Here is a 24,058-nt window from a genome sequence, read left to right as displayed (position 1 = left end):
ACTTAACCTCTTGCACCACCTGAAAAGGTAACAAGTTGTCCTTCACGAGTATTACCACTAGATCCAGTTATCAAGAAATCTGGTTTTTCTGTTTCTTCATTTCTTTTAACCTCTAACGGGGGCATTGCACCAATGAATCCTGCTCTTGATGGATTTCTCTTCCTAGAAGAAGCTCCCTCTGTTCCGGTTACTTTATCTCCACGATCCCAATCATCACCAGTTACGTTTCCCACTGATTGTCCTTCACCAGTAATCCTAGAGGCAACTCTTCTTTCTGGTGTCTTTGAAACACGTTCTTCCTCTTCAAGTTGCATTTTTTGTTTATAAGTAATATTTTTATTAGGTTCAAATCTGAATTGTTCAGTTCCAGTGACTTTATCTCCTGCCATATCAAATGGTCCTGTTATCTTTGAACCATTCTCATATTGATTACCTGTAACACCCTGAGTATTTTTTTCAGAATATTTATCTCTTGATGGTGAATTAACGGAGAATTCTTTCCAAGAATTACCTGCTGACTTTTCCTGATTAGCATAAGCATTATCATGTGGAGGATTATCACAAGCTTTTGAGAACTGATCGCCACCAACATAAGGAGTTCCTGTTAAGTTCTTACAAGCACCTTTCTTAGCCCCTGTCATTACTCCACCAATACCTGGTTGATGTCCTGTAAGTCTGGCATTTGAATTATTTCCAGAATTAACTGTTGCTCGGGATTTCATATCTTCTGAAATTTCATTACTACAATTTTCATTAATCTGATCTAAACCTGCATATGGTGTTCCTGTTAATACTTTGCAGGAACCTGGTTCATCTCCAGTTACGATTTTTGATCTTCCTGTCATAGTCCCACTTATCAAATTAGACTTTGAAGAAAGGCTTAAACCTACTTTCCTAGCTTCTGGTTTTGGTTTTGAACCGCAAAACTTCTCATATTGTTGAGATCCTATGTACTCATCACCAGTTACATTTTTACAACTACCATGCTCATTACCTGTCATATGCTCTGATCTGCCTACTCCTGTACCAGTTACATTATTCCCATTAAGAGTGTTGTAAGTTCCTACTTTTTCAAATGCTTTACCTTTTGGATTTGGCTCAGATCCAAGATATTGATCTCCTGTTAATTGTTTCCCAGAACCTGATTCATCTCCAGTGACTAGGGTTGATCTACCGGGAAGGGATCCAGATACTTTTAATCCATCAGTTGTAATACTATGTTTAACCTTTGAAGGGTTTTTTGGGACATCACCACAATACTTCTGGGATTGATTAGCTGATATATATTCAGTACCTGTAAGATTTTTACAAGTTCCTGGTTCATCCCCTGTAACCCTCTCAGATCTACCAACTTCATTACCTGTTACTTTATTCCCCGATGTTGTTGAAGTAACAGTAGATCTAAGTGGTTGTTTATAACTTGGTTTATCTTGACAAAATTGATCAATTACTTCTGCTCCCATATATTGGGTACCAGTAACTGTTCTACATGTACTTGCTTCATTTCCTGTAGTTTTTACAGATCTATTGGCTTGTGTTCCAGTAACTATTTGACCTGAATCAGTTTCACTTTTGCCAACTTTCCAACTAGCATCAGCAATATTTTGTTTAGCTCCATTTTTATTTGGGCCACATGGTCTACATTTACCATTACCTTTATTACCTGTGGCGCCAGTTTTACTTCTTAGCTCTCTTACTCTCTGAGAAATTTCTCTACTACTTAAATCTGGGTCTCCCCTTCTAGCTAAAGAAGCTGCACTAGTATTTTGTTTTGATGCTGATTTACCATGCTTAGATTGAGCTTCTCTTCTCGCTAAAACAATATCTCTACTTGTATTAGTAATAGGCTTTTTCTTCTGATTAATTCTTCTTTTAACGTTTGGTTTGGATGTTTTAGTTTCTATATTATTTGAATTTTGAACTTCTTGATTTTTACTTACAGTTGATTCAAGTTCATTTACAGTAATTTCTTTTTTAACATCAGTACGAGTTCTATCAGATGAAGATATAGCTGATTTACCATGAGTGGACATTGCTTTTCTTCTCTTTATAACTAACTCTTTACTAGATAAAGTTGTTGAAGAAGACTTTCTAGTTACCTGAGTTTTTGGAATATGTTTTATTGCTGGTTTAGTAATATTTTTAGTGTTAGGAGAAGACTGAATCCCAGAATTCTGAATATCTTGAGAAGATCGAACTCTATCTTGAGTAGTTGAAGAATAAGCAGCAGCTTTTTTACCGCCATCACTCATCGCCTTTCTTCTTTCTAGTGCAATCTCTCTACTGGTTTTTTTTGACATAATCTTCAAATTTAAAACTCTTTAATAAACTCTTTTAAAAAATTTCTCCAAAAATATTTTTTTTGGAGAAAGATATTTACTACATAAAGTAGATTTAACGTCCTTGGAAAACTACAAATGCTGTCCCTTGGCTTTGAGTGTAAGCATCGTAGCCGATGATTCTTACGTGGTGATCAGGGTATGCTCTATGACATGCCTCTAATTCACTTACAACCAAGTTAAGATCTTTTTCACCAAAGAATGGGAGTTTCCAATAAGACCAATAAGTTTGCATACTTCCACTAGGGTGAACATGCTCAATAACAGGACTCCAACCTTGAGCAATTATGTATGCAATTTGATCGTATATTTCTTCCTGGGTCATCGGTGGTAAGAAACCGAATGTTTCCAGGGTTGCAACTGTTTGATAGTCGCCTACTGTGCTCTGGAAAGGCATAATTAATCTAAATTAAATGTGAATGAAAAATAGTCGTTATAAAACGAAATTTATAGAAGTTTGAGGAGAAAAAGAATCTCCTCAATTTTGAATCTGGTTTAACCTTGAACGTCAAGCTTGTCGACGGTATCAAACTCAAATTTGATTTCCTTCCAAGTTTCAAGAGCAATAGCTAATTCAGGACTATGCTTAGCAGCTTCCATAAGAATGTCTCTACTCTCTTTTTCGATTTCGCGACCAGCATTACGTGCTTTTACACAAGCTTCTAAAGCTACTCTGTTAGCTGCAGCTCCAGCAGCTGAACCCCATGGATGACCATGTGTTCCTCCACCGAACTGAAGACAAGAGTCATCTCCAAAAATCGCTAAAAGTGCAGGCATATGCCAAACGTGAATACCACCCGAGGCGACTGCAAATACTCCAGGCATTGAACCCCAATCCTGATCAAAGAAGTTACCTCTTGATCTATCTTCAGGAACAAATGACTCTCTTAAGTTATCAATGTAACCAAGAGTTGTTTGACGATCACCTTCAAGTTTTCCAACAACAGTTCCAGTATGTAATTGGTCTCCTCCGGAGAGCCTCAAACATTTTGCTAGAACTCTGAAATGAATACCATGCTTTGGATGTCTATCAATAACAGCATGCATAGCTCTGTGAATATGCAGAAGCATGCCATTTTTACGACACCAGTTAGCCAAACCAGTATTTGCAGTAAAACCACCAGTTATATAATCATGCATGATGATTGGCATATCTAGCTCTTTTGCAAATTCGGCTCTTTCATAGAGTTCTTCAGGAGTGTTAGCTGTACAGTTTAGATAGTGACCTTTAACTTCTCCAGTCTCTTGCTGAGCAAGCTTAACCGCCTCTGCAACAAACTCAAATCTCTCTCTCCAACGTTGGAATGGTTGAGAGTTAATATTCTCATCATCCTTAGTTAAATCAAGACCACCTCTAAGACACTCATATACAACTCGACCATAGTTTTTACCAGACAAACCTAATTTAGGTTTAATGGTACAGCCAAGAAGAGGTCTTCCGTATTTGTTTAGACGATCTCTTTCAACTACGATTCCGTTTGGTGGACCACCGCAAGTTTTAATAAAAGCAATTGGGAATCTAATATCTTCTAGACGTAAATGTCTTAGAGCTTTAAATCCAAAAACGTTTCCAACAAGAGATGTTAATACGTTTGTAATTGAACCTTCTTCGAAAAGATCTAAAGGATATGCGATAAAAGCATAAAAAGCTTCAGGATCTCCAGGAACGTCTTCGATTCGATAACAACGTCCTTTATAAAATTCTAGGTCTGTAAGTAACTCGGACCAAACTGTTGACCAAGTACCTGTTGAAGATTCAGCCGCAACAGCCGCTGCAACCTCTTCTCTTGGGACACCTTCTTGGCCTGTACATTTGAAACAGGCTAGTAAATCGGTGTCTAGGGGTACATATTCTGGAGTCCAGTAGGTATCTCTGTACTCCTTTACCCCTGCATCATACTTCTTACTCATAAGGATAAATTTAGGTCTGTGTAGGGAAAATAATTATTGTGCAAAATTTATAAATCTTGCTTTAGTTAATTAGTCCTTTTGACCAAGAAATTCACCGTTTCCAAGAGCAGGTTCAACTTCTCTATGAGGACGAGCAATAATGTGAGCTGCAACTAAACCGTCACCAACTCTTTCACAAGCATCAGCACCAGCTCTAACAGCTGCGTTAACTGCGCCTGTTTCGCCTCTAACTAATACTGTGACATAACCGCCACCTACGAATTCACGACCAATAAGACGAACTTCTGCTGCCTTGGTCATTGCGTCTGCTGCTTCGATTGCAGGTACAAGTCCGCGTGTCTCGATCATGCCGAGAGCGATACCCATTGTTTCTGTAGCCATTGCCTACTAAATTACTAAATGTGGAATGTTCGTTTGCAAGAATGCTCCATTGAGTACTTATAAGTCAAGTGTTTTTACCTAAAAACTCTATTAATCTTTTTTCTATCACTCATAAGATAAACTTATCACCCTTGGTATTATTGATCTATTAATACTTATGAGAATTAGTTAGAGCATCAAAACATACTGTTGTGTTAAATAAAAATTTACATTAAGTTATTTGCGTACGAGGCAGGCCCTGTCTACTCAGGTGTGGAATGTTCAACCTTTCCTGTCTCCGTATCACATCAAACTTTGAAGTAAGATAATATTCTCAATTAAATAAATTAACTGTTTTGTCTATTCCAGTACTTACTATTGCTAGTGGGAATCACAGAAAGGTATCTGAAATTTCAGAAATGTTAGATGTTTTGTCTCTAAAAGTAGAAAAACAACCGGAATATTTAAATGTAGAAGAAACTGGCTCTAATTACTTTGAGAATGCCTTATTAAAAGCTAAAGCAGCTTCTTTAGAGACAAAAACATGGGCATTAGCAGATGATTCAGGTCTTGAGGTGGATTATTTAGATGGTCGGCCAGGGATATATTCTGCTCGATATGCCAAAACAAATGATGAAAAAATTAAAAAATTAATTAGTGAACTTAAAGACAGTCCATACAGAAGTGCAAGATTTATAAGTTGTATGGTTTTATGTGATCCTTTAGGAAACTTAGTTAAAGATACAACTGGAATTTGCTGGGGAGAAATTCTTAAGGACCCCAAATACCCAAATGGGGAATTCGAATCTATTTTTTGGGTTAAAGAAGCTAACTGTGTTTACGGAGAGCTCTCACAATCACAACTAAGTAAATTAGGCAGTAGGGGTAAAGCTGCGAAAATTATGTCGCCTTTTTTAAAAAAAGAAATAGGTTTAAATTAAAAAATTCTCAATAATTTGAAATTTCTTCAATTGCTCTTATAGCAGCTGCTGCGGCTTCTTCTACATCTCCTTCTTTCCCCGCGAGAGTTAATCTACCAAAAGCTCCGACTGCCTTAACATCAACAACTGTTATATTAGATGCTTTTTCAGCTTCGTTTGCAGCTTTTAAAACATAACCAGCCGGTTCAGTTTCTAGTATGAACATGCTCATTCCAGATTGGATCATTGATCCACTTCTGTTTTGTCTATTTATTAAAACGGCATGATCTGGAGTAATAGCTCGAATAACTTCTGTCCAACTTGTTGCAGGTTTTGTTCTTTTTCTAACTTCACTTCCAATAGCATCTAGAACAACATCTCCAGAATGTAAAACGGTGCTTTGATCTTTATGGTAAAGAGCAAGAGATCCAAATGCTCTTTCAACAATCATCTGACCAAGTCTTACATTACTTGCTTTTAAGGCAATATCAGTAACTCTATGAACTGCCATCCCAGGTGAGACTTCCATCCAAAGACATGAATCACCAGGGATAGGTAAAAAACCTCTACTAACCGTTCCCATATATGCAGCTAATTGAGGTTGCAGAGAATCTAAAAAAACATATGTTCTCAACTCAATTTGCTCAACTTGACTTGCTTGTCTGGATACCAAAGACTTTTCTGAATCAGTAGTAATAAAACAGCTAGCACCACTGGCCTGAGATTGTACCTCAGATCCTGTTACAAGAGAACTCCCTTTTTTTCGTTCCCCTCTGTTAAAGCTAGAAGTTGGTTCCATTCACGCGACTATAACGGATAATGGTTCATTTTTTCTATTAAATTTACTTGCATGCTGCCCACAAAACGATAACTTCAAGTAAAAGATATTCATTTTTATGGGAACATCTCAAAACAAAGAACCAAATGTTTCTGGTACGGAAAAAGAATTAACTCCTGATCAAACTCTTGGATTAGTAAGCTTAAGTTTGATGCAAAAACTATCTCAGAAAGATCCATCTTTTAGTTGGTTAGAAGAAGATAAAATAGAGAAAGTAAATCTTAAGAACCTTAGAGATAGATTGGAGTTAACGCAATTAGCTATTAATACCGGAGCGCCTTTAACGACTTCAGAGGTGACAGCTTTAATTGGAGCAAAGCCAGGAAAATCCAAGTTAGAAAGAGCAGGATTATTAGCTACAAAAATAGCTAGAAATTTATGGAGGATTTCAAAAACAAGTCAAGGAAATTCCTTCTACAGGAATTAAAAAGACCCTTAAAAAATCTATTTAATAATTCTCATTTAATTATTTAAACATTCATATAAGTTTTCTAAATGTGTGCATTTTGTAAGAGAACTTATTAATTACTTTCTTAAATTAAAAAGTTTATGCAAGCTTAAGTAATAAGCTCTAAATATTTTTAATGAGTAAAGTAGAACTTAATAAAGAAACAGGGCCAAGAGAAGTCTTTTGTGGACTAACTTCGATAGTTTGGTTACACAGAAGAATGCCAGATGCATTTTTTCTCGTTGTTGGATCAAGAACATGCGCACATTTAATCCAAAGTGCTGCAGGGGTAATGATTTTTGCTGAACCAAGATTTGGTACAGCTATTCTTGAAGAGAAAGATCTTGCTGGTCTTGCCGATGCTCACGAAGAACTCGATAGAGTAGTAAATGATCTTATTTCTAGGAGACCTGAAATAAAGACTCTTTTCCTAGTTGGTTCTTGCCCTAGTGAAGTAATCAAGCTAGATCTTTCAACTGTTGCCGAAAAATTAAACAAACGATTTTCAGGTCAAGTAAGGTTTGTGAACTACTCAGGTAGTGGAATCGAAACTACATTTACACAAGGAGAAGATGGCGCATTAAAAGCTCTTATCCCCTTAATGGAATCTACAGATGATGAGAAATTATTATTAGTTGGGACATTAGCTAATAATGTCGAAGATAGATTCAAGAAGATTTTCAATAATATTGGGATAACTAATGTTGAAAGTTTCCCCCCCAGGCAATCAACTGAATTACCAAAAATCGGAAAGAACACAAAGGTTTTATTAACTCAACCATACTTAAGTGATACAGTCAGGGACCTTAAACATCGAGGTTGTGAGATAATTTATGCTCCATTTCCATTAGGTGTGGAGGGCAGCACTAAATGGTTTTTAGCTGGGGCAGATGCTTTTGAAATTAATGAACTAAAAGTTCATGAGGTAATTGCTCCTTTAGCTAATAGAGCTAGGCAGGCACTAGAAAAACATACTGAAATATTAAGAGGAAAAAAATTATTCCTTTTACCTGAATCACAACTTGAGATTTCATTAGCACGATTCTTACATAACGAATGTGGAATGAAGCTAATTGAAGTTGGGACTCCCTATTTAAATAAAGATTTGATGGATGAGGAGCTTAATTTATTACCGGATGATACAAAAATAGTTGAAGGGCAACATGTAGAGAAACAACTTGATCGTGTTAGAGCTTCAAGTCCTGACTTGGTAGTTTGTGGAATGGGTTTAGCCAACCCACTGGAAGCCGAGGGTATTAGTACTAAATGGTCTATAGAAATGGTATTTAGCCCAATACACGGAATTGATCAAGCAGCTGATTTGGCTGGACTTTTCTCAAGGCCTTTAACAAGGAATCAAATACTTACATCCAAAACATTAGCGACTCATTAAATTATGGAATTAACTCTTTGGACATATGAAGGTCCTCCTCATGTAGGTGCAATGAGAGTGGCTTCATCAATGAAAGATATTCATTACGTACTCCATGCTCCTCAAGGAGATACTTATGCAGATCTCCTTTTTACAATGATTGAGAGAAGAGGTCAGAGACCTCCTGTAACTTATACAACGTTTCAAGCTAGAGATTTAGGAGGAGATACAGCCGAATTAGTTAAAAGGAATATTACTGAGGCAGTTGAAAGATTTAAACCAAAAACCCTTTTAGTAGGAGAAAGTTGTACTGCTGAACTAATACAAGATCAGCCAGGTGCTCTTGCTAAGGGTATGGGCTTTGATATTCCAATTGTTAATCTTGAACTTCCTGCTTACAGCAAAAAAGAAAACTGGGGAGCTTCAGAAACCTTTTATCAAATAATTAGAACTCTTTTAAAAGATAAGGTAAATGAAATTGATAAAATCAACCCTCAAAGATGGAAGTTGTTAGGTCGAAGACCTAAAGTTAATATATTAGGCCCTACATTATTAGGATTTAGATGCAGAGATGATGTAATCGAGATTCAACGTATACTTTCAGAGCAAGGTATTGATACTAATGTTATTGCACCACTCTGTTCAAGCCCAGAAGATATTGAGAGATTAACTGATGCTGATATAAATGTTTGCCTGTATCATGAGATTGCTGAAATTTCTTGTGAATGGCTTAAGCGTAATTGCGGAATGGAATATACCACTACTATTCCAATTGGTATAAAAAATACGATTAATTTTATTCATGAAGTTCATGAAAAGCTTGACCTACCTTTAACGAATAAAGGGGAACTAGAGCACAAGTCAAAACTTCCATGGTATTCAAAGTCAGTTGATTCTAATTATTTGACGGGGAAAAGGGTTTTTATATTTGGTGACGGTACTCATGCTATCGCAGCGGCCAAAATTGCCAAAGATGAATTAGGCTTTGAAGTCGTAGGTCTAGGAACCTACAGCAGAGAAATGGCGAGACAAGTAAGAGCTGCAGCTAAGAATTTAAATATAGAAGCACTAATAACTAATAGCTACCTAGAAGTTGAAGATGCAATGAAAAAAGCATCCCCTGAATTAGTTTTAGGGACTCAAATGGAAAGGCATAGCGCAAAAAGACTTGGTATTCCATGCTCAGTGATAAGTACCCCAATGCATGTCCAGGATGTTCCCGCTAGATATAGTCCTCAAATGGGATGGGAAGGAGCAAATGTGATTTTTGACGACTGGGTTCATCCTCTAATGATGGGATTAGAAGAGCATCTAATTGATATGTTCAAACATGATTTTGAGTTTGTTGACGGTCATCAAAGTCATCTAGGACATACTGCGACAAATGCTCCTGAGAATAAAGAAACTAAAGACGAGCAAAGTAATATAAGTATTCAAAAAGAAAAAAGTATTCTATGGACAGAATCTGGAAAAGCAGAACTTACAAAAGTACCATTTTTTGTGAGAGGGAAAGTTAAATCAAATACAGAGAAATATGCTCTCTCAAAAGGTCTTCCTGAAATTAATGATGAGACCCTCTATGACGCAAAAGCATTTTTCGCTTAATTATTACAAATAAAATATTATTTAGGCATGAGTATTTTCACTCATAGAGTAAATAAAAAATTCTAGAATATCTAGTTATAAACATATATCTTGCATCTTTAATCTTAATAAATAACTATTTGTTGAGAAATACATTCTAGGAGGCATATACCTGCAAGAATATAAGTATTAACGTGTAAATTACAGCTTTAAATGACAAGTACTATAAATAAACCTCTTGATGGGGAAGGGAGTGTTCAAGTAAAGCAAGATCCAAAAATAAATATTGAAGAAGGGGCTTTAGTTATTGCCGTATACGGCAAGGGTGGTATCGGAAAATCGACTACATCATCAAACCTTTCTGCAGCATTTTCAAAATTAGGGAAAAAGGTACTACAAATTGGATGTGATCCGAAACACGATAGCACTTTCACTTTGACGCACAAAATGGTTCCTACAGTAATCGATATTCTCGAAGAGGTAGATTTTCATAGCGAAGAATTGAGACCTAACGATTTCATGTTTGAAGGTTTTAACGGCGTAATGTGCGTAGAAAGTGGAGGCCCGCCTGCTGGCACAGGATGCGGGGGATATGTTACTGGTCAGACAGTTAAGCTTCTAAAAGAACATCACTTATTAGAGGATACTGACGTTGTTATTTTTGATGTCCTAGGAGACGTCGTTTGCGGGGGCTTTGCAGCTCCATTGCAACATGCAAATTACTGCCTAATAGTTACGGCTAATGACTTCGATTCAATATTCGCCATGAATAGAATAGTGTCTGCAATTAAAGCAAAAGCAAAAAATTATAAGGTCAGATTAGGCGGAGTAGTAGCAAACAGGTCAAAAGATACTGACCAAATTGATAAATTCAATGAAAGAACAGGTTTAAAAACTATGGCTCATTTTAAAGATGTAGACGCTATTAGAAGATCAAGACTAAAAAAATGTACCATCTTTGAAATGGAACCAACTGAAGACGTAATTGAAGTTCAAAATGAATATTTATCTCTTGCTAAAAATATGCTTGAAAACGTAGAACCTTTGGAAGGCAATCCACTGAAAGATAGAGAAATTTTTGATTTATTAGGATTTGATTAATTTTAATTAATTTAATCCAACTAATTTTTTTGTTAGATCATAAGTTTGTTGAGAGGTCTGCGTATCAATTATTCTTTTAGACAACTGTTGAGAAAAAGCTTTTCTGCCAGTTTTTTGACGATTTCCCCAGCTCCAATGGACTGATGGTTTAGCATATTCTTTAAAGGTTGCCACCTGAGCAACCCTCTCTCCTGACAATCTTTGTGACACATATCCTTTTGTTATGAATTTCTGAAATAGGGGGAAAAGAAATCTAAATATCCAAGGTGTATCTCTAAAAAGTTTAGTGTCCGCGACACATCCAGGATAGAGAGAATTAACAATAATTTTCTCTGCAGGATATCTTTTTGATAATTCCTGAACTGTCACCATATTGCAAAGTTTACTATCCTTATAAGCCTTACCAGGTTTGAATCTCTTTCCATTCGCCATACTTATTGGAGATAAAAAGCCATTTTTAAATCCAGATAAATCTCCTAGATCAGCTGGGGCAGGAATGGGAATTCTCCCTCCAAGTTCTGAATAATTAGCAGTGACAGTTCCTAATACTGTAATTCTTGGCTTGAATACAGTAGATTTACCATTTAGGACAATTTCTCTTTCCGAAGATAAAATATTTTCCATAAGCAGGTTTATCATAAGAAAATGACCAAAATGATTAACTGCCATAGAGTTTTCAAAACCCTGAGGAGATCTTTCAGGCCTCTTTAGTCTCGGCTTATAAACTGCTGCATTACAAATAAGAGAATTTATTGGGTTTTCAAATCTTTCCAATATTTCATCGCAACCTTTTCTTACATCATCCAAGTCAGAAAGATCTATTTCTATAAAGTGAACATTTTTAATTTCCTCTTTTGTCAAGAATTCCTCAGCTATTGTTATAGCTCTTTTATTTGATCTATTAACAGCTATAACCTCCCATCCAAACCTCAATAGAGGTTTTAGAGTATTTAATCCAACTCCTGAAGTTGTTCCTGTTATTAGGACTAAACCCTTATTGTTCATATTCACTAGCAAAAAAAGTTAATAGAAAGATGATAAGTAAAATGTTTTAAATCATCCTTATCAACGCCATATTACTCTGATAATGTCCCTAGAAATGATTTGATCCTGATCCTTCATAAATCTTTGCTCACCTTCAGAAGAAAATAAATCATCAAACCTTGTTGTCAAAACATTAAAGCGATATTTTTCGTATAAAAATGAGTCTTGAATCTCTCTTAGTCTGGTCAATCTAAATTTGGAACTATAGCCAAGTTTAATTAAGCTTATTATTGCTAAAAGGGAAAAGCAAATTTTTATAATTAAAAAAACTAAATATGCAGAATCATCCTGTTTTTGTTGCTTTATTTTAGATGGAGAACCTATATATTTTTTGTGAAAAATACTATTTTTATGAAAAAAATGTGACAAATTTAGTAACTGGTATTTTTACTGAATAAGTCAATTCAGTCTTATTGATATTATTACCTTAAAAATATATATTTTCTAATAAATTTTAGTTTCTACCTAAACTTATTCCTAGCCTTAGTGCTAAAACTCCAGCATGCATAACTACTATTAGGCTTAGTGCAATTAAATTTATTGTTTGGGTTGGCTCCATGGTTAAAAAAAATATTTCCTATATTCTCCACCTAAAAGTGGGGTTTTGACACACTATTACAAAATGATGTTACGTAATTAATAAATTGAAAGAAAAAATTTTTTGAAAATTATTATAAATTAGACCTGCAAAGTTAATTTTGGGAATAGGAAATCAAGCTTTAATTTTTTCGACAAGTAATTTACCTGGATTCGATCAAATGGCTTTAGATTTAAATTCTTTAGATCAGACAATTTCAAATCCTGAAATAATTTTCACATTGAGATTCTACTATTGGACTGGAGATTGGCTTTCAATTGGCTATCACCAAAAGGAAATTCCTCCGCACTGGGAAAAATTATTATCCGATGGGGAAATTAACATTGTAAGGCGTCCTTCTGGAGGGGGAGCAGTTTTGCATTCAGGAGGCATAACATATGCATTAACATTTAAAAAAACTTACTATAAAATCCTTAGTTATGAAATGGTAAATAATTGGTTAATTAAGAGTTTTAGAGAATTAGGTCTAAATTTACAAAATGGTAATTTACGAACATCACCTATAACATCTAATTGTTTTGGGTCTTCATTAATTTCTGATTTGGTTGATCAAGATGGGTTCAAGAGGATAGGAAGTGCACAATATCGTAAAAATGGGGCATTTCTGCAACATGGAGAGATTCAAACAAAACCTTCAAAAGATTTATGGTTCAAATTATTTAAAGAAGAAGCTCCACCAAAAATAAATCTGGGCCTCACAAATGATGAAATAGTTCAACATTTAAGAAATTCATTCCTAGAGAATAAATCAAATATAAAGTTCAAAAATGTAGCCATAGATAATAAAAATATTAAAAAATTTTAATGATACGGATTCTTAAAGATCTCCTTTCTTCTTCATTAAATTAATTATTCTTGGTAATTCAATTCCCAAAGGATACTGATTTCTATAATTTAATTTGTTCACAATCTCTGAAGGCAAATTAAAACCTAATTTCTTTAATATAAATTGTCCAATCTTTGACCTATCAATTATCCCCAAAGGGATATCTGCAGCGTTGAGTACCAACAAAATACCTTCACTTGTTTCTTCAAGGGTTTCTATAGTTTTCCATAATTTGTCATTAAGATATACACTTGCAAAACTATTGATTGGTTTCTCAAAGTCTCCAACAAATTTCCGTTCCCATTTATTTATGGAGACAGTTTTTAAAATATTCTCATCAACAAAACCCGACCATCTACCATTATTTACAACAAAAAAATATTTATCTGCTGCATTCTTTTTATTTTTTACTAATCTATTCAATTCTGAGAAATCAGAATCGTATTCAATTTTTCTTAATGGCTTTAATTTAAGTTCAGAAACTTTACTAAATTTAAGTAAGTTTTCAATTTTAAAAAATTGACTTTCTGATTTTGAAGAATTAACTCCAAACAAACCTAAAAAAGAAAGAATAAAGCCATAGTAAAAGTTAAATCTAAATAAACAAATTATGCCAAATATTAGAACTAATAAAGATAAAAACAAATTTACTTTATTAAGGAATTTTCTTCCTTTGTTTTTACTCCCTGAGAAATGCCAAATAATACTTTTTAATAAATTTCCTCCATCTAAAGAACCAATTGGAATTAAATTTAGGAATCCTAAAAATAAATTCAATATACCTACTCTCGAAATTATATTGATTGCTATTATTTGTTGAGATGCACTGTAATAACTAATTAAAAGTAGAAATGATGCTGTAGCAAAACATAATAGAGGCCTTACAACTGCTATTTTTATATTACCTAAAGCAGTTTGACAATACTTATCTATTTGAAAAATTGCTCCCAGAAAATAAAAAGTAATTTTTTTTATTTTCACACCCTGATTTAGGGAAACAAAGGTATGTAAAACCTCATGGGTAATAATTGAAGATAATAAGAAAAAAGAAGTTAGGAACCCTATAATCCAAGCTTCTTTAGTATTGTAGACATCACCAGAAGATAAATTAACCTGTTTACTTATGCTCCATGAGAATAAAAAGAGAATAACAAACCAATAGGGATGAACTTTGAAGGGAATTCCCCATATTTTAAAAATTTGCCAACTTCTCAAAAATAATCTCCGCTATATTTAGCAATAATATTAATTTTACATACAGGATAATGATATGCCCAAGACTAATACTTTAGTTAAAATTTGTGGACTAACTTCCGAAGAACAAGCTCTTAAAGTCGCTGAATTAGGAGCGCATGCTATAGGCATTATTTCGGTTGAAGAGTCACCAAGGTATGTATCAGCTGAAATTAAGAAAAAAATATTTAAAACCTTAGACAGTTTTTATCCAAAAATCCATAGAGTATCTGTTGTGCAAAATTGTCCCATAGATTTAATTATCAAAAATTTCTTAGGCAACCCAAGTGAAACTATCCTTCAATTACATGGAGATGAGGATATTCATTACTGCAAAAAAATAAGAAAAGAAATTCCAAATATTGGCATATGGAAGGCTTTCAGAATAAAAACAAAAAGAGACTTGGATAAAATAAAACCTTTTGAAGATTATGTAGATGCGATACTGCTTGATTCTTGGAATGAAAAAACTTATGGAGGCTCAGGGGAAAAAATAAAATCTATTTATCTACAGAATCTGCAATTTAGCAAACCTTGGTGGTTAGCAGGTGGAATATCAATTAAATGGATTGATGAGATTTTAAATGAAATCAAACCAGATGGACTAGACATTTCTAGCAGTATTGAGACTTCTCCAGGTATAAAAGATCTTAAAAAAACAAAAGAGTTAATTAAGTTTTTAGAAAATAATTAGTAATTATTTGTAGCAGATTGCTGTTTTACAAGCTCAAAAAATTCTTGTTTTAAACTTAAATCATGTCTGAAGTCACCTCTTACTACTGAATTAATCATACTTGTATTTGGTTCTTTAACTCCCCTCCACTTCATACAATAATGTTGAGCTTTTACAATAATGCCTAAACCTTTAGGTTCACACAATTTTTCAATTTCATCTGCAAGTATCATTACAGCCTCTTCCTGAATATGAGGTCTTGAAAAAACCCAATCAGCAACTCTCGCAAATTTTGAAAGTCCTATGACCTTGTTCCCAGGTTTAATACCTATCCAACACTCTCCCAGTATGGGAACTAAATGGTGTGAACACGCAGATCTTACAGAAATAGGTCCAACTGTATAAATCTCATCAAGGTTCTTATCATTCGGGAAACTTGTAACTTTCGGTTGGTCATGATATCTCCCTTTAAAAACCTCATTTATATACATCTTTGAAACTCTTTCAGCAGTTTCCTGTGTATTATGATCATTTTCAACATCTATTACTAGAGACTTCAGTAAGTCTTTTACTCTTGAAGCAACTTCTTTTTCTAAAATTTCTAATTCTCCAGGATTTATAAAATCCGCAATATTATCATTAGCATTAAATCTTCTTCCAGAATTCTTAATTCTGCCTCTTATAATTTCGGAGATTAATTTATTAGTAATCTGGTCGTCAAAGTTTCTAATATTATCGTTGGGTAATGTAGACGTCATAAAATTTTAAAAAGAAAATTGTATGTAACTTAATTAACTGTATCTTCTAAAAGCTTAATTGCTCATACACTATATCACATTCTCTTGTTCAATCGGGTTCGTATAGTCCTAAAAAAATCACTTTTTAAGGATAAAGTAGATAAAAAATTTTTAAAAAGCTCCACCAGAAGGCATTAAAGTTAAGTCTTCAATCAATTGTGATTCAGGTTTTTGAGCCATATAGAGAATAGTATCTGATACCTCACTCGAAGAGAGCATAGAAGTTCTATCAAAATCAGAATTGATTGATTCGGAATCCCAAAGTGGAGTATTTACTGAACCAAGAGTAATTGTGCACGCTCTTATTGAATTAGATCTCTCTTCTTCCCTTAAGCATTTAGTAAACATCGCTAGTGCAGATTTTGAAATACAATAAGCTCCCCATTGGGGGAATGCATTATAAGAGGCATGACTACTAACATTAATTACTAAACCACCATTTTTTCTCATATGAGGAATTATTGAGCTGCAAATTTGAAAAACACTTGTGAGGTTTATTTGAATAGTTTGTTCCCATTGACCAAAATCCATCTCTACTAAAGGCCCATTAAATGCACAACCGGCATTGTTTATCAAGACTGAAGGACAACCATACTTCACAATTGCTTCTTTAACACAATGATCTATTTCTAGAGGATTAGATAAATCACATTTAACTAGGCTAATTTTTGATTTAGTAGTTAACAGTTCGTTCTTTAGTTTCTCCATTAAATTCATATTCCTAGAGAGTAAAATTAAATCCCAGCCAGCATTAGCAAAAGTAATTGCAGTAGATCTACCAATACCTTTCGTAGCACCTGTTATAAAAGCTAGTTTCAATTTATTCAGTTTTTTGGGGAATTTCACTATAAATCTCTTCAATATTATTTGCTTCGATAAATTTACCTAAAACCCTAAATTTTTTGTATCTTTCCTCAATTAATTCATCTTCAGGCATTTTCAGTAAATCATTAAGGTGTTTCTCAATAGCCTCTTTTAGTGTGTTACCAGCATCTAAAGGAGCCCAATTGTTCCCACCAGAAGGTTCTGGTAATACCTCATCTATTATCCCCAATTTAAGTAAATCTTTACCTGTAATTTTAAGTGCTGCTGCAGCTTCTGGCGCCTTCGCTGCATCTCTCCAGAGAATTGATGCACATGCTTCTGGGCTGGCAACTGTATAAACACTGTGTTCAAACATTAGTAACCTATCGGCAACACCTATACCGAGTGCACCTCCTGAACCGCCTTCTCCAATGACAGTAGCCACAATTGGAACTTTCAATCCAAACATCTCTCGTAGATTTCTTGCAATCGCTTCCCCTTGCCCCTGTTCTTCAGCTTTTAAACCAGCATAAGCTCCAGGAGTATCAATAAATGTAAGAATTGGCAAGGAAAATCTATTTGCATGCTGCATTAATCTAAGAGCTTTTCTGTAACCTCCTGGTTTTGCCATCCCAAAGTTTCTTACTACATTTTCTTTTGTGTCCCTTCCTTTCTGATGCCCTAACATCATCACTGGTCTATTATTTATCGAACCTACTCCCCCAATTAGGGCCATATCATCGCCCCCATTTCTGTCTCCATGTAATTCGATCCAGTCATCACAAAACATTTGAACAAAATCCAAAGTACTAGGCCTTTGAGGATGCCTAGCTACCTGAATCTTTTGTGCAGGAGTAAGAGATTTAAATATTTCTTCTCTCCTCCTAGCGGCTAAGGTTTCAAGCTGTAGAAGCTGTTGACTAACATCAACTTCTGAATCTCGAGCTAATTCTTTAATCTGCTCTATCTGTTTCTCAAGTTCAACAAGAGGCTTTTCAAAATCAAGAAGGTAACGTTTAGCCATAATTTAGACAGTTAATACTTTAGGTTGCTTATCAAGTCCAATCGCAGAAAAACCATGTTTTAAAGAAGCTGCTCCAATAAATTCCATCTTTTCAAGAGAGATGTTATTTCTTCCCCAACTAAAGTTTGTATGACACTTTTCAAATTCTAAAATCATAGCTTCTGCAAAACAAGCAAACATCTCTCGCTGAGGGTTTTGCATTTCCGCAAGTTCCATCATATTCCAACCAATATCATTGAAAAACTCTACTATACCTCCTTTTAAAACATGAATATTTTCACCTTGAAATTTCTCATCAAGATTTTTGGGGTATCCACCATCAATCATTAAACATGGTTTCTTTAAGTTATCAGTATCAATTTCAATAGTTTTAGGCATACTTGCGACCCATACAACAATATCCGCCTGAGGCAATGCCTCATCTAAACTTGTTATGGTGCCACCATCTAATTCTTTTTGTAAAAGCGCTAGTGGTTCTTGTTGTCTTGCTACCATAAGAAGTTCTGAAATCCCAGTTTTATTCAAAAGCCATCTACAAACAGCACTACCAATATCACCTGTAGCACCAATTACAGCAACAGTTGCTTTTTTAAGGTCTATCCCAATGCGAGGCGCATTTATTTCTAGTTGTTTACAAATAACCCAGGCGGTATGAGTATTGCCAGTAGTAAATCTCTCCCACTCTAATGAAGTATTTCGAATTTGTTTATGCTGTAGAAGATTAAAATTCTCGAAAATAATAGAAGTAAATCCTCCTAAAGCGGTAATATTTATCCCTTTTTTCTGAGCTAGTTCCATAGCATTTAATACCTTTCTTCTGGCCGTTTTAAACCTAGAAAGCATTTCAGGAACAAAGCAAGAATCTATGTATGAACCTTCAATAGATATTCCAGTAGCACTCTTAACCTCTACATTCTCAACCAATTGAGGAGGAGCTGTACACCAAACATCTAGGTCGCCATCTGCTATATGATCAAAGCCTAGTAACGAAGCTTTTCTTTTTGCATCTTCAAAACTAGTTGAGTGGCCTATTAACCCAAACATTTAAAATTTATTAATGGTCTATACGTTGTTATGAAGAATAGCATAGAGGTAACTACTTAATTAAAAAGATTAATTATTAAAATGCTTAAAAAAAGTAGAAGTATAATTAAACAATAGCTGCCATAGCCATTCTTGCTATTTCTCTATTGTCTAGACCTATTTCCATAAGGGTATCTTGATAAGCAATCATAAATTCTTCCATTAATTCTTCTCTATCCATACCTAAAACTGATGCGTCATCTGCTACTTCATCCAGCATTTTTTTTATTAAGGGAAGGTTAACCTTATTAGCTTCGAATAATTCCTCTTTACAAGTGGATAAATTCTCTTTAAGCCATTCTTGGCCATAATTTAAATGAAGATATTCATCTTTAACAACTCCCTCTGTTATTTTTTTTGCGAAAGGATCTGCAACTCGTATATAGACGTTATAAGCAGAGATTGCAAATGCTTCGATTAAAATAGCTTGTATTAAAAGACATGTTGTTATATTTCCTTTTTGTAGAGCAATTTGAAAATTACCATGTAATTTAGAAAAGAATTTTTGAGCAAATTCCATATCGGCAACTACGCCTAAATTTCTTCCACATGCAGTAAAGCCTTTTTTATGCTTCATTTCCATTTTCGCCAACTTAGTTAACTCTTCTAACTCATTTGGAATTAAGGATGCTATTGAAATGTAATTATCATGAGCCTCCTGCTCTCCCTCTATAACAATTGCATTTATTCTGCTGTATGCATCCTTATAAGAATCTGTAGTGAAGTCGGGCAAATCTAAAGAAATCGGGTTTGTAGATTCCTCAGTTGTTTTTTTATTTGATTCTAGAGTTTGCATGTCGGTAATCTTTAGCTCATTATGCATGAATATTACATGATTATAGTAAGTTTATTTAAATATCATGAAAATATTTTCAATTGTTAAATCACATTTTTACTAAAATTTATTGCAATTTATATTGGGCCAATCCGATTGCATCAGATTCATTATCAATTTGAACCAATGATTAACTAATAATTCCTTTAGATTTTTTCCTAAAGACTCATTTGCTCCTCTGCTATCCCCTATAACACCTGATTTACTAAAGTCGTCAGTAAGCCAAGCAGTAGGCGCATTCCCCTCTAGACTCCAACCTTCTGGGATCTGTCCTTTAATGCCCTCATTTGGGCGTGCATCACCTACCAATTCTGGTTTTAAAGCGAGCATCAAACTTGTTTCGGCTAAAGAAGCATGAAGCCCATCCTCGATCTCAGTTTTTGTTAACAATTCATTTAATCCATTAACACCACTCCACAAGAAACAAGGGAAAACTGCCATGGCAGGCGCGAAACTTCTTAACTCTCTTGCCGCTGTATTTAGTAGTGAGATTTGACCTCCATGTCCATTAATCAATATCAATCTTTTAAAACCCATTTCAGATAATTGACCTCCGACTTCCTTAATCATTGAGGTTATTAAATTTGAGGAAAGTGAAATTGTTCCGGCAAAACCCTTATGTTCTGGAGAAAAACCAATATATTGAGTTGGAAGTTTTTTTAATGGAATATCGGTAGGGATTAATTTAAACACTTCGCTAATAATTTCATCAACAAAAATACTATCTGTAGCAAGAGGCAAATGCGGCCCATGTTGCTCAACAGCACCGAATGGCCAAATCACCGTCGATCTTTTTTCTTTTGCAATACTCTCAATTTCTTGCCAATTTAAATATTCAAATTTATTAGGTATTCGTTTAAAGTTCATTAATTTTCATTTTGAGTACTAACATTTAGAGTATGTTAATAGTTAATTATTCTTATTTTACCTACGATGGGAGTCAGTAATAACAATGCCCAAGATAATATCCAACCAAAGGGCAATAAAAAAGATTTTAAAAAACCTCTTCAGGTACTTCACATAAGCAAAAAAGATACTCAAAAAAAATCTCAAGAAATAGAAACTGAACAAACCAATTCGCAAGAAGAAATTAAAAAAGAAAATATCGCAATCAAACCTCAAATACTTAAAGATGAATCAGTGAGAGAAATTGAGGCCAGTAATGAAGACACTAACGCTTTTAATATTTCTCAACAAAACTTAAATAGACCCAATAGTTTTTCTGAGCAAAACACAGATTTTCAATTAGAAAGAACAGTTGATGAATTCGATTTTGATGAAAGTGCTTTTTTAGAGGCTTTAAATGCAAACGAGCCCGTTGGGGCTACAGGAGAAACAATTTCAGGGAAAGTTATAGCAATTGAAAGTGATGGACTATATGTTGACATTGGTGGAAAAGCTCCTGGTTATATGCCAAAAAAAGAATGTGGGTTAGGCGTCATAACTAACTTTAAAGAAAAGTATTCTATAGGCCTTGAAATGGAAGTTTTGGTTGTCAAAGAACAAAATGCTGATGGGATGGTAACAGTTAGCGCTCGGGCATTAATTCTCAGGCAAAGTTGGGAGAAAGTATCACTTTCCGCAAAAAATGGAGAATTAATTGACGTTTTAATTAATGGATTCAATAGAGGTGGGCTTACATGTGATGTAGATGGATTGAGAGGATTCATTCCAAGATCTCAACTTGAAGATGGTCAAGATTATCAATCTTTTGTTGGTAAAACTCTAAAAGTAGCCTTTCTTGAGGTTAATCCAGAATCCAGAAAATTAGTACTCTCTGAAAAGAAAGCATCATTAGTCTCTAAACTTACAAGTCTAGAATTGGGTCAATTAATTGAAGGAGAAGTTTTAGCGGTAAAACCATATGGTTTTTTTATTGATTTAGGAGGAGCTAGTGGACTTCTTCATCAATCCTCAGTCACAAATGGATCGATTCGTTCTCTAAGAGAAATCTTTAGAGAAGGGGAAAACATAAAAGCTCTAATATCTGAAATTGACCTTGAGAAAGGGCGCATTGGTCTCAATACAGCACTCCTAGAAAACTCTTCTGGAGAATTAATTATTGATAAGCAAAAAGTTATGCAAGAAGCTACAGAGAGAGCACTAAAAACCAAATCACTCTTCGATAAAAAAGAACAAGATAAATGAACATCAATAAAAAAACAGAACCTGGTATTGAATTAAAAATTTCAGATTGGGAATTAGACTTTTATTCAAGACCAATACTTGAAGCAAATGGAAAAAAAAGATGGGAGTTAATTATTTGTTCTACAAAAAGGTATAAGACAGAAGATATTTTTCTTTGGAATAAAAAATGCCCTGCCAATGAAGTTAATTCAGTATGGCTTACAAAGGCTCTTACCGAAGCAATATGTGAAGCAAAAAAACAAGGTTGGGCGAAACCTTCAATAGTTCGATTCTGGAGGTCGTCAATGAAATCGATCATTAAGAAATCTCTTGAGGCCATACGTATTGAGCCTCTTGTAAGTAGAAGAACTTACAATTTATTCGATAGAATTGAATTTCTTGAAAAAGAGATTTATCCAAAGGAAAAAGGTTATGTAAGAGGGGTACTAGCTCCTAGTTTTACTTCCACAATGGAACCCCCCCCTCAACCTCTCCCAGAAGCAGTGAGGGGTGATGCTTTAACCATCTCTGAAATATCAATTGGCGAACTCAAATCAGCACAAAATTGGCCTATGGAATTTGGAGATATTTTCCCAATTCAGCAAGATTTAGATGATAATGACTTGGTTCCAGGGTTAAGACTTTTTAGCAAAGATAGATCTCTAGCTCTTTCTGCATGGTTCAGTTGTTTAGAACCTGTTAAATTAACCATAAGTAAGAACCAACTCATCCTTGAAGCTTCAGAAAACGATAAGTGGCTGGTAACAGATTTGCCAGAAAAAGATGCGAACATTTTAAGTACAAAGTTTTTAGAAAATAAAAAAAACTCTTTTGGTTATCAATTTATCTCTATACAATCAACGCCATACATCGAAAAATTTGCAGGATTCTGGATCTTGAGAGATATTGAATTAATTGCATAAATTTAGGTTAGGAGAGAGAACTATTCCTTACAAAGAAATATATTTTTCAAAAACTGAAATTTTTATTCAAAACAAAGCATTTGAGTATTATTCTTCACCTATTCTTAGTCAACATAGATTTGCACATGCATACTTTACTAATTCTAGCTCTGAAAACTTAATTCAATTATTAGGAAATCACTTTAATGAAAATCAGGTAAATTGTATTTCTAATCAAATTCACAGTAATGTGATAGTTTTTGGATCAAATTCTCAAAAAGGTAGTAAGGTTGATGCAGATGGTCTTGTTGGGGATCAATCCAATCAAAATTTGTGGGTTTACACAGCAGATTGCATGCCAATATTTTTTGCAGATAAAAGTTCAAGAAATGTAGCTGCCTTACATTGTGGAAGAAAAGGATTAGAAAAAAAAATAATAAAAAATCTGGTTAAATTTTTCGATAATTTAGGAACTTCTAGAGATGATTTACTTGTTGCGATAGGGCCAGCGATATCTAAGGAACATTATCTAGTTGATAAAAAGACACTCAAAGAATTTTATAGAAAAGCTGAAAACAACAAATCAACAGTCAATTTTACTAAAACTGAAAGAAATTTTTATTTTAATGATTTAAATAACTTGAAAGAGAAAAAACTAAATCAACTAGATCTTAGAAAAGTTGCCTATAGGCAACTTTTGAATGAAAATATCCCAAATACAAATATCGACATCTCAAATTTATGCACATACGAATTAAAAAATGAATTTAATTCCTGGAGAAGGAGCAAAACAATCTCGAGGCAATGGAATTTAATCTGCTCATAGGATTAGTTAATTTGGACAATTTTCTATAGTTAACTCTTTAGCAACTAATAATTCTGTCATCTCCTTAGTACCTTTAATATTAAAAACCTTGGCTAACAAAATATTCTCCTTAAAACCAAAAGGTTTTATTTTCACTTTGCTTCCCCTTGGAAATTCACTCTTGAGTAAATTAGTTGCTTCAAGCTCATCATTTTCATTTACATCTACACAAAATAATCCAATTGTTAGGTTCCTATTTTGATCCCCAACCAAAATAGTATTTGAACTTTTAATTTGAAGAATTTCGGCCGCGTTAACTATTACAGGATTAAGAACAATCATGCAAATTATAATTAAAATTTTTGATAATTTTTTCAATTCAGAAATATCTAATTTTTTAAATTATTTTAAAGTTAATTTTTTAAAATGACGAA

Annotated in this window: 26 protein-coding genes; 10 read left to right on the top strand and 16 right to left on the bottom strand. The window is 34.2% G+C overall.

Translation table 11 applies throughout. The features are described 5' to 3' along the window. Window positions 1-2: 2 nt before the first annotated feature. From csoS2 to HA143_RS02970, 4 genes are all read right to left on the bottom strand, one after another. Window positions 3-2,300: a carboxysome assembly protein CsoS2 gene (gene csoS2 / locus HA143_RS02985; RefSeq protein WP_209083153.1), complete on the bottom strand. Its 2,298-nt coding sequence runs from the start codon at window positions 2,298-2,300 to the stop codon at window positions 3-5. A 94-nt stretch (window positions 2,301-2,394) separates the two neighbouring features. Then, on the bottom strand, window positions 2,395-2,736 hold the full coding sequence (locus HA143_RS02980) for a ribulose bisphosphate carboxylase small subunit (RefSeq protein ID WP_011376108.1): 342 nt from the start codon (window positions 2,734-2,736) through the stop codon (window positions 2,395-2,397). Between the two features lie 98 nt (window positions 2,737-2,834). Next, entirely contained in the window at window positions 2,835-4,250 is a 1,416-nt protein-coding gene (locus tag HA143_RS02975; protein WP_002805854.1) for a form I ribulose bisphosphate carboxylase large subunit, read from the bottom strand. 69 nt (window positions 4,251-4,319) lie between these two features. Beyond that, a complete protein-coding gene (locus HA143_RS02970) occupies window positions 4,320-4,631 on the bottom strand; it encodes a BMC domain-containing protein (protein ID WP_002807869.1) in 312 nt (103 codons plus the stop codon). A gap of 335 nt (window positions 4,632-4,966) precedes the next feature. On the opposite strand from HA143_RS02970, the gene HA143_RS02965 reads away from it, so the two are divergent. After that, on the top strand, window positions 4,967-5,551 hold the full coding sequence (locus tag HA143_RS02965; protein ID WP_209083152.1) for a non-canonical purine NTP pyrophosphatase: 585 nt from the start codon (window positions 4,967-4,969) through the stop codon (window positions 5,549-5,551). Between the two features lie 7 nt (window positions 5,552-5,558). On the opposite strand, the gene HA143_RS02960 is transcribed toward HA143_RS02965, so the two are convergent. Further along, on the bottom strand, window positions 5,559-6,329 hold the full coding sequence (locus HA143_RS02960) for a BMC domain-containing protein (protein WP_209083151.1): 771 nt from the start codon (window positions 6,327-6,329) through the stop codon (window positions 5,559-5,561). Between the two features lie 97 nt (window positions 6,330-6,426). On the opposite strand from HA143_RS02960, the gene HA143_RS02955 reads away from it, so the two are divergent. The 4 genes from HA143_RS02955 (at window position 6,427) to bchL (ending at window position 10,873) form a co-directional block, all read left to right on the top strand. Next, on the top strand, window positions 6,427-6,795 hold the full coding sequence (locus tag HA143_RS02955) for a hypothetical protein (protein ID WP_209083150.1): 369 nt from the start codon (window positions 6,427-6,429) through the stop codon (window positions 6,793-6,795). Window positions 6,796-6,952: 157 nt separating this feature from the next. Continuing rightward, window positions 6,953-8,209, top strand: a complete 1,257-nt coding sequence (locus HA143_RS02950; RefSeq protein WP_209083149.1) for a ferredoxin:protochlorophyllide reductase (ATP-dependent) subunit N — start codon at window positions 6,953-6,955, stop codon at window positions 8,207-8,209. A 3-nt stretch (window positions 8,210-8,212) separates the two neighbouring features. After that, entirely contained in the window at window positions 8,213-9,793 is a 1,581-nt protein-coding gene (locus tag HA143_RS02945) for a ferredoxin:protochlorophyllide reductase (ATP-dependent) subunit B (protein WP_209083148.1), read from the top strand. 192 nt (window positions 9,794-9,985) lie between these two features. After that, window positions 9,986-10,873 carry a ferredoxin:protochlorophyllide reductase (ATP-dependent) iron-sulfur ATP-binding protein gene (bchL, locus tag HA143_RS02940; protein ID WP_002805445.1) on the top strand — a complete coding sequence of 296 codons (888 nt, stop codon included), beginning with the start codon at window positions 9,986-9,988 and terminating at the stop codon, window positions 10,871-10,873. Window positions 10,874-10,879: 6 nt separating this feature from the next. Here the strand turns inward: bchL and HA143_RS02935 are convergent, their stop codons facing one another. From HA143_RS02935 to psaM, 3 genes are all read right to left on the bottom strand, one after another. Further along, a complete protein-coding gene (locus HA143_RS02935) occupies window positions 10,880-11,884 on the bottom strand; it encodes a protochlorophyllide reductase (protein WP_209083147.1) in 1,005 nt (334 codons plus the stop codon). 54 nt (window positions 11,885-11,938) lie between these two features. Further along, a complete protein-coding gene (locus HA143_RS02930; protein WP_209083146.1) occupies window positions 11,939-12,286 on the bottom strand; it encodes a hypothetical protein in 348 nt (115 codons plus the stop codon). An 85-nt stretch (window positions 12,287-12,371) separates the two neighbouring features. Further along, window positions 12,372-12,476 carry a photosystem I reaction center subunit XII gene (gene psaM / locus HA143_RS02925; RefSeq protein WP_025887817.1) on the bottom strand — a complete coding sequence of 35 codons (105 nt, stop codon included), beginning with the start codon at window positions 12,474-12,476 and terminating at the stop codon, window positions 12,372-12,374. Between the two features lie 139 nt (window positions 12,477-12,615). Between psaM and HA143_RS02920 the strand changes: the two genes are divergently transcribed. Continuing rightward, window positions 12,616-13,320 (top strand): lipoyl protein ligase domain-containing protein, encoded by a 705-nt coding sequence (locus tag HA143_RS02920; RefSeq protein WP_373921633.1) that lies wholly within the window; start codon window positions 12,616-12,618, stop codon window positions 13,318-13,320. Between the two features lie 12 nt (window positions 13,321-13,332). Here the strand turns inward: HA143_RS02920 and HA143_RS02915 are convergent, their stop codons facing one another. Then, entirely contained in the window at window positions 13,333-14,556 is a 1,224-nt protein-coding gene (locus HA143_RS02915; RefSeq protein WP_209083145.1) for a site-2 protease family protein, read from the bottom strand. Between the two features lie 55 nt (window positions 14,557-14,611). Here HA143_RS02915 and HA143_RS02910 point away from each other — a divergent pair, with 55 nt between their 5' ends. Then, complete coding sequence (locus HA143_RS02910) at window positions 14,612-15,268, top strand: phosphoribosylanthranilate isomerase (RefSeq protein ID WP_209083144.1); 657 nt, start codon at window positions 14,612-14,614, stop codon at window positions 15,266-15,268. Here the strand turns inward: HA143_RS02910 and folE are convergent. From folE to HA143_RS02880, 6 genes are all read right to left on the bottom strand, one after another. Then, complete coding sequence (gene folE, locus HA143_RS02905) at window positions 15,265-16,005, bottom strand: GTP cyclohydrolase I (RefSeq protein ID WP_209083143.1); 741 nt, start codon at window positions 16,003-16,005, stop codon at window positions 15,265-15,267. The genes HA143_RS02910 and folE overlap by 4 nt on opposite strands. Before the next feature lie 150 nt (window positions 16,006-16,155). Further along, window positions 16,156-16,890, bottom strand: coding sequence for an SDR family oxidoreductase (locus tag HA143_RS02900; protein WP_209083142.1), 735 nt, complete (start codon window positions 16,888-16,890; stop codon window positions 16,156-16,158). After that, entirely contained in the window at window positions 16,865-17,872 is a 1,008-nt protein-coding gene (locus tag HA143_RS02895) for an acetyl-CoA carboxylase carboxyltransferase subunit alpha (protein WP_209083141.1), read from the bottom strand. Before HA143_RS02895 ends, HA143_RS02900 begins: the two co-directional genes overlap by 26 nt. 3 nt (window positions 17,873-17,875) lie before the next feature. Continuing rightward, on the bottom strand, window positions 17,876-18,916 hold the full coding sequence (locus HA143_RS02890) for a long-chain acyl-[acyl-carrier-protein] reductase (RefSeq protein ID WP_209083140.1): 1,041 nt from the start codon (window positions 18,914-18,916) through the stop codon (window positions 17,876-17,878). A gap of 106 nt (window positions 18,917-19,022) precedes the next feature. Beyond that, window positions 19,023-19,751: an aldehyde oxygenase (deformylating) gene (locus tag HA143_RS02885; protein WP_209083139.1), complete on the bottom strand. Its 729-nt coding sequence runs from the start codon at window positions 19,749-19,751 to the stop codon at window positions 19,023-19,025. A 99-nt stretch (window positions 19,752-19,850) separates the two neighbouring features. Beyond that, on the bottom strand, window positions 19,851-20,657 hold the full coding sequence (locus HA143_RS02880; RefSeq protein ID WP_209083138.1) for a creatininase family protein: 807 nt from the start codon (window positions 20,655-20,657) through the stop codon (window positions 19,851-19,853). 66 nt (window positions 20,658-20,723) lie between these two features. On the opposite strand from HA143_RS02880, the gene HA143_RS02875 reads away from it, so the two are divergent. From HA143_RS02875 to pgeF, 3 genes are read left to right on the top strand one after another with little or no spacing between them, the layout of a single operon-like run. Then, a complete protein-coding gene (locus HA143_RS02875) occupies window positions 20,724-21,938 on the top strand; it encodes a S1 RNA-binding domain-containing protein (protein WP_209083137.1) in 1,215 nt (404 codons plus the stop codon). Further along, window positions 21,935-22,840 (top strand): Tab2 family RNA-binding protein, encoded by a 906-nt coding sequence (locus HA143_RS02870; protein ID WP_209083136.1) that lies wholly within the window; start codon window positions 21,935-21,937, stop codon window positions 22,838-22,840. The genes HA143_RS02875 and HA143_RS02870 overlap by 4 nt, the downstream gene beginning before the upstream one ends. Next, complete coding sequence (gene pgeF, locus HA143_RS02865) at window positions 22,833-23,645, top strand: peptidoglycan editing factor PgeF (RefSeq protein ID WP_245210841.1); 813 nt, start codon at window positions 22,833-22,835, stop codon at window positions 23,643-23,645. Before HA143_RS02870 ends, pgeF begins: the two co-directional genes overlap by 8 nt. A gap of 6 nt (window positions 23,646-23,651) precedes the next feature. Here the strand turns inward: pgeF and HA143_RS02860 are convergent, their stop codons facing one another. Next, complete coding sequence (locus tag HA143_RS02860) at window positions 23,652-24,002, bottom strand: hypothetical protein (protein ID WP_209083135.1); 351 nt, start codon at window positions 24,000-24,002, stop codon at window positions 23,652-23,654. Window positions 24,003-24,058 lie beyond the last annotated feature (56 nt).

It is taken from the genome of Prochlorococcus marinus CUG1415 (genome assembly GCF_017696015.1).
In the GTDB taxonomy this organism is placed as follows: Bacteria; Cyanobacteriota; Cyanobacteriia; order PCC-6307; family Cyanobiaceae; genus Prochlorococcus_A; species Prochlorococcus_A marinus_AE.
Note: the sequence above shows the minus strand (reverse complement) of the source record. Positions and strands in the feature narration are given on the sequence as shown.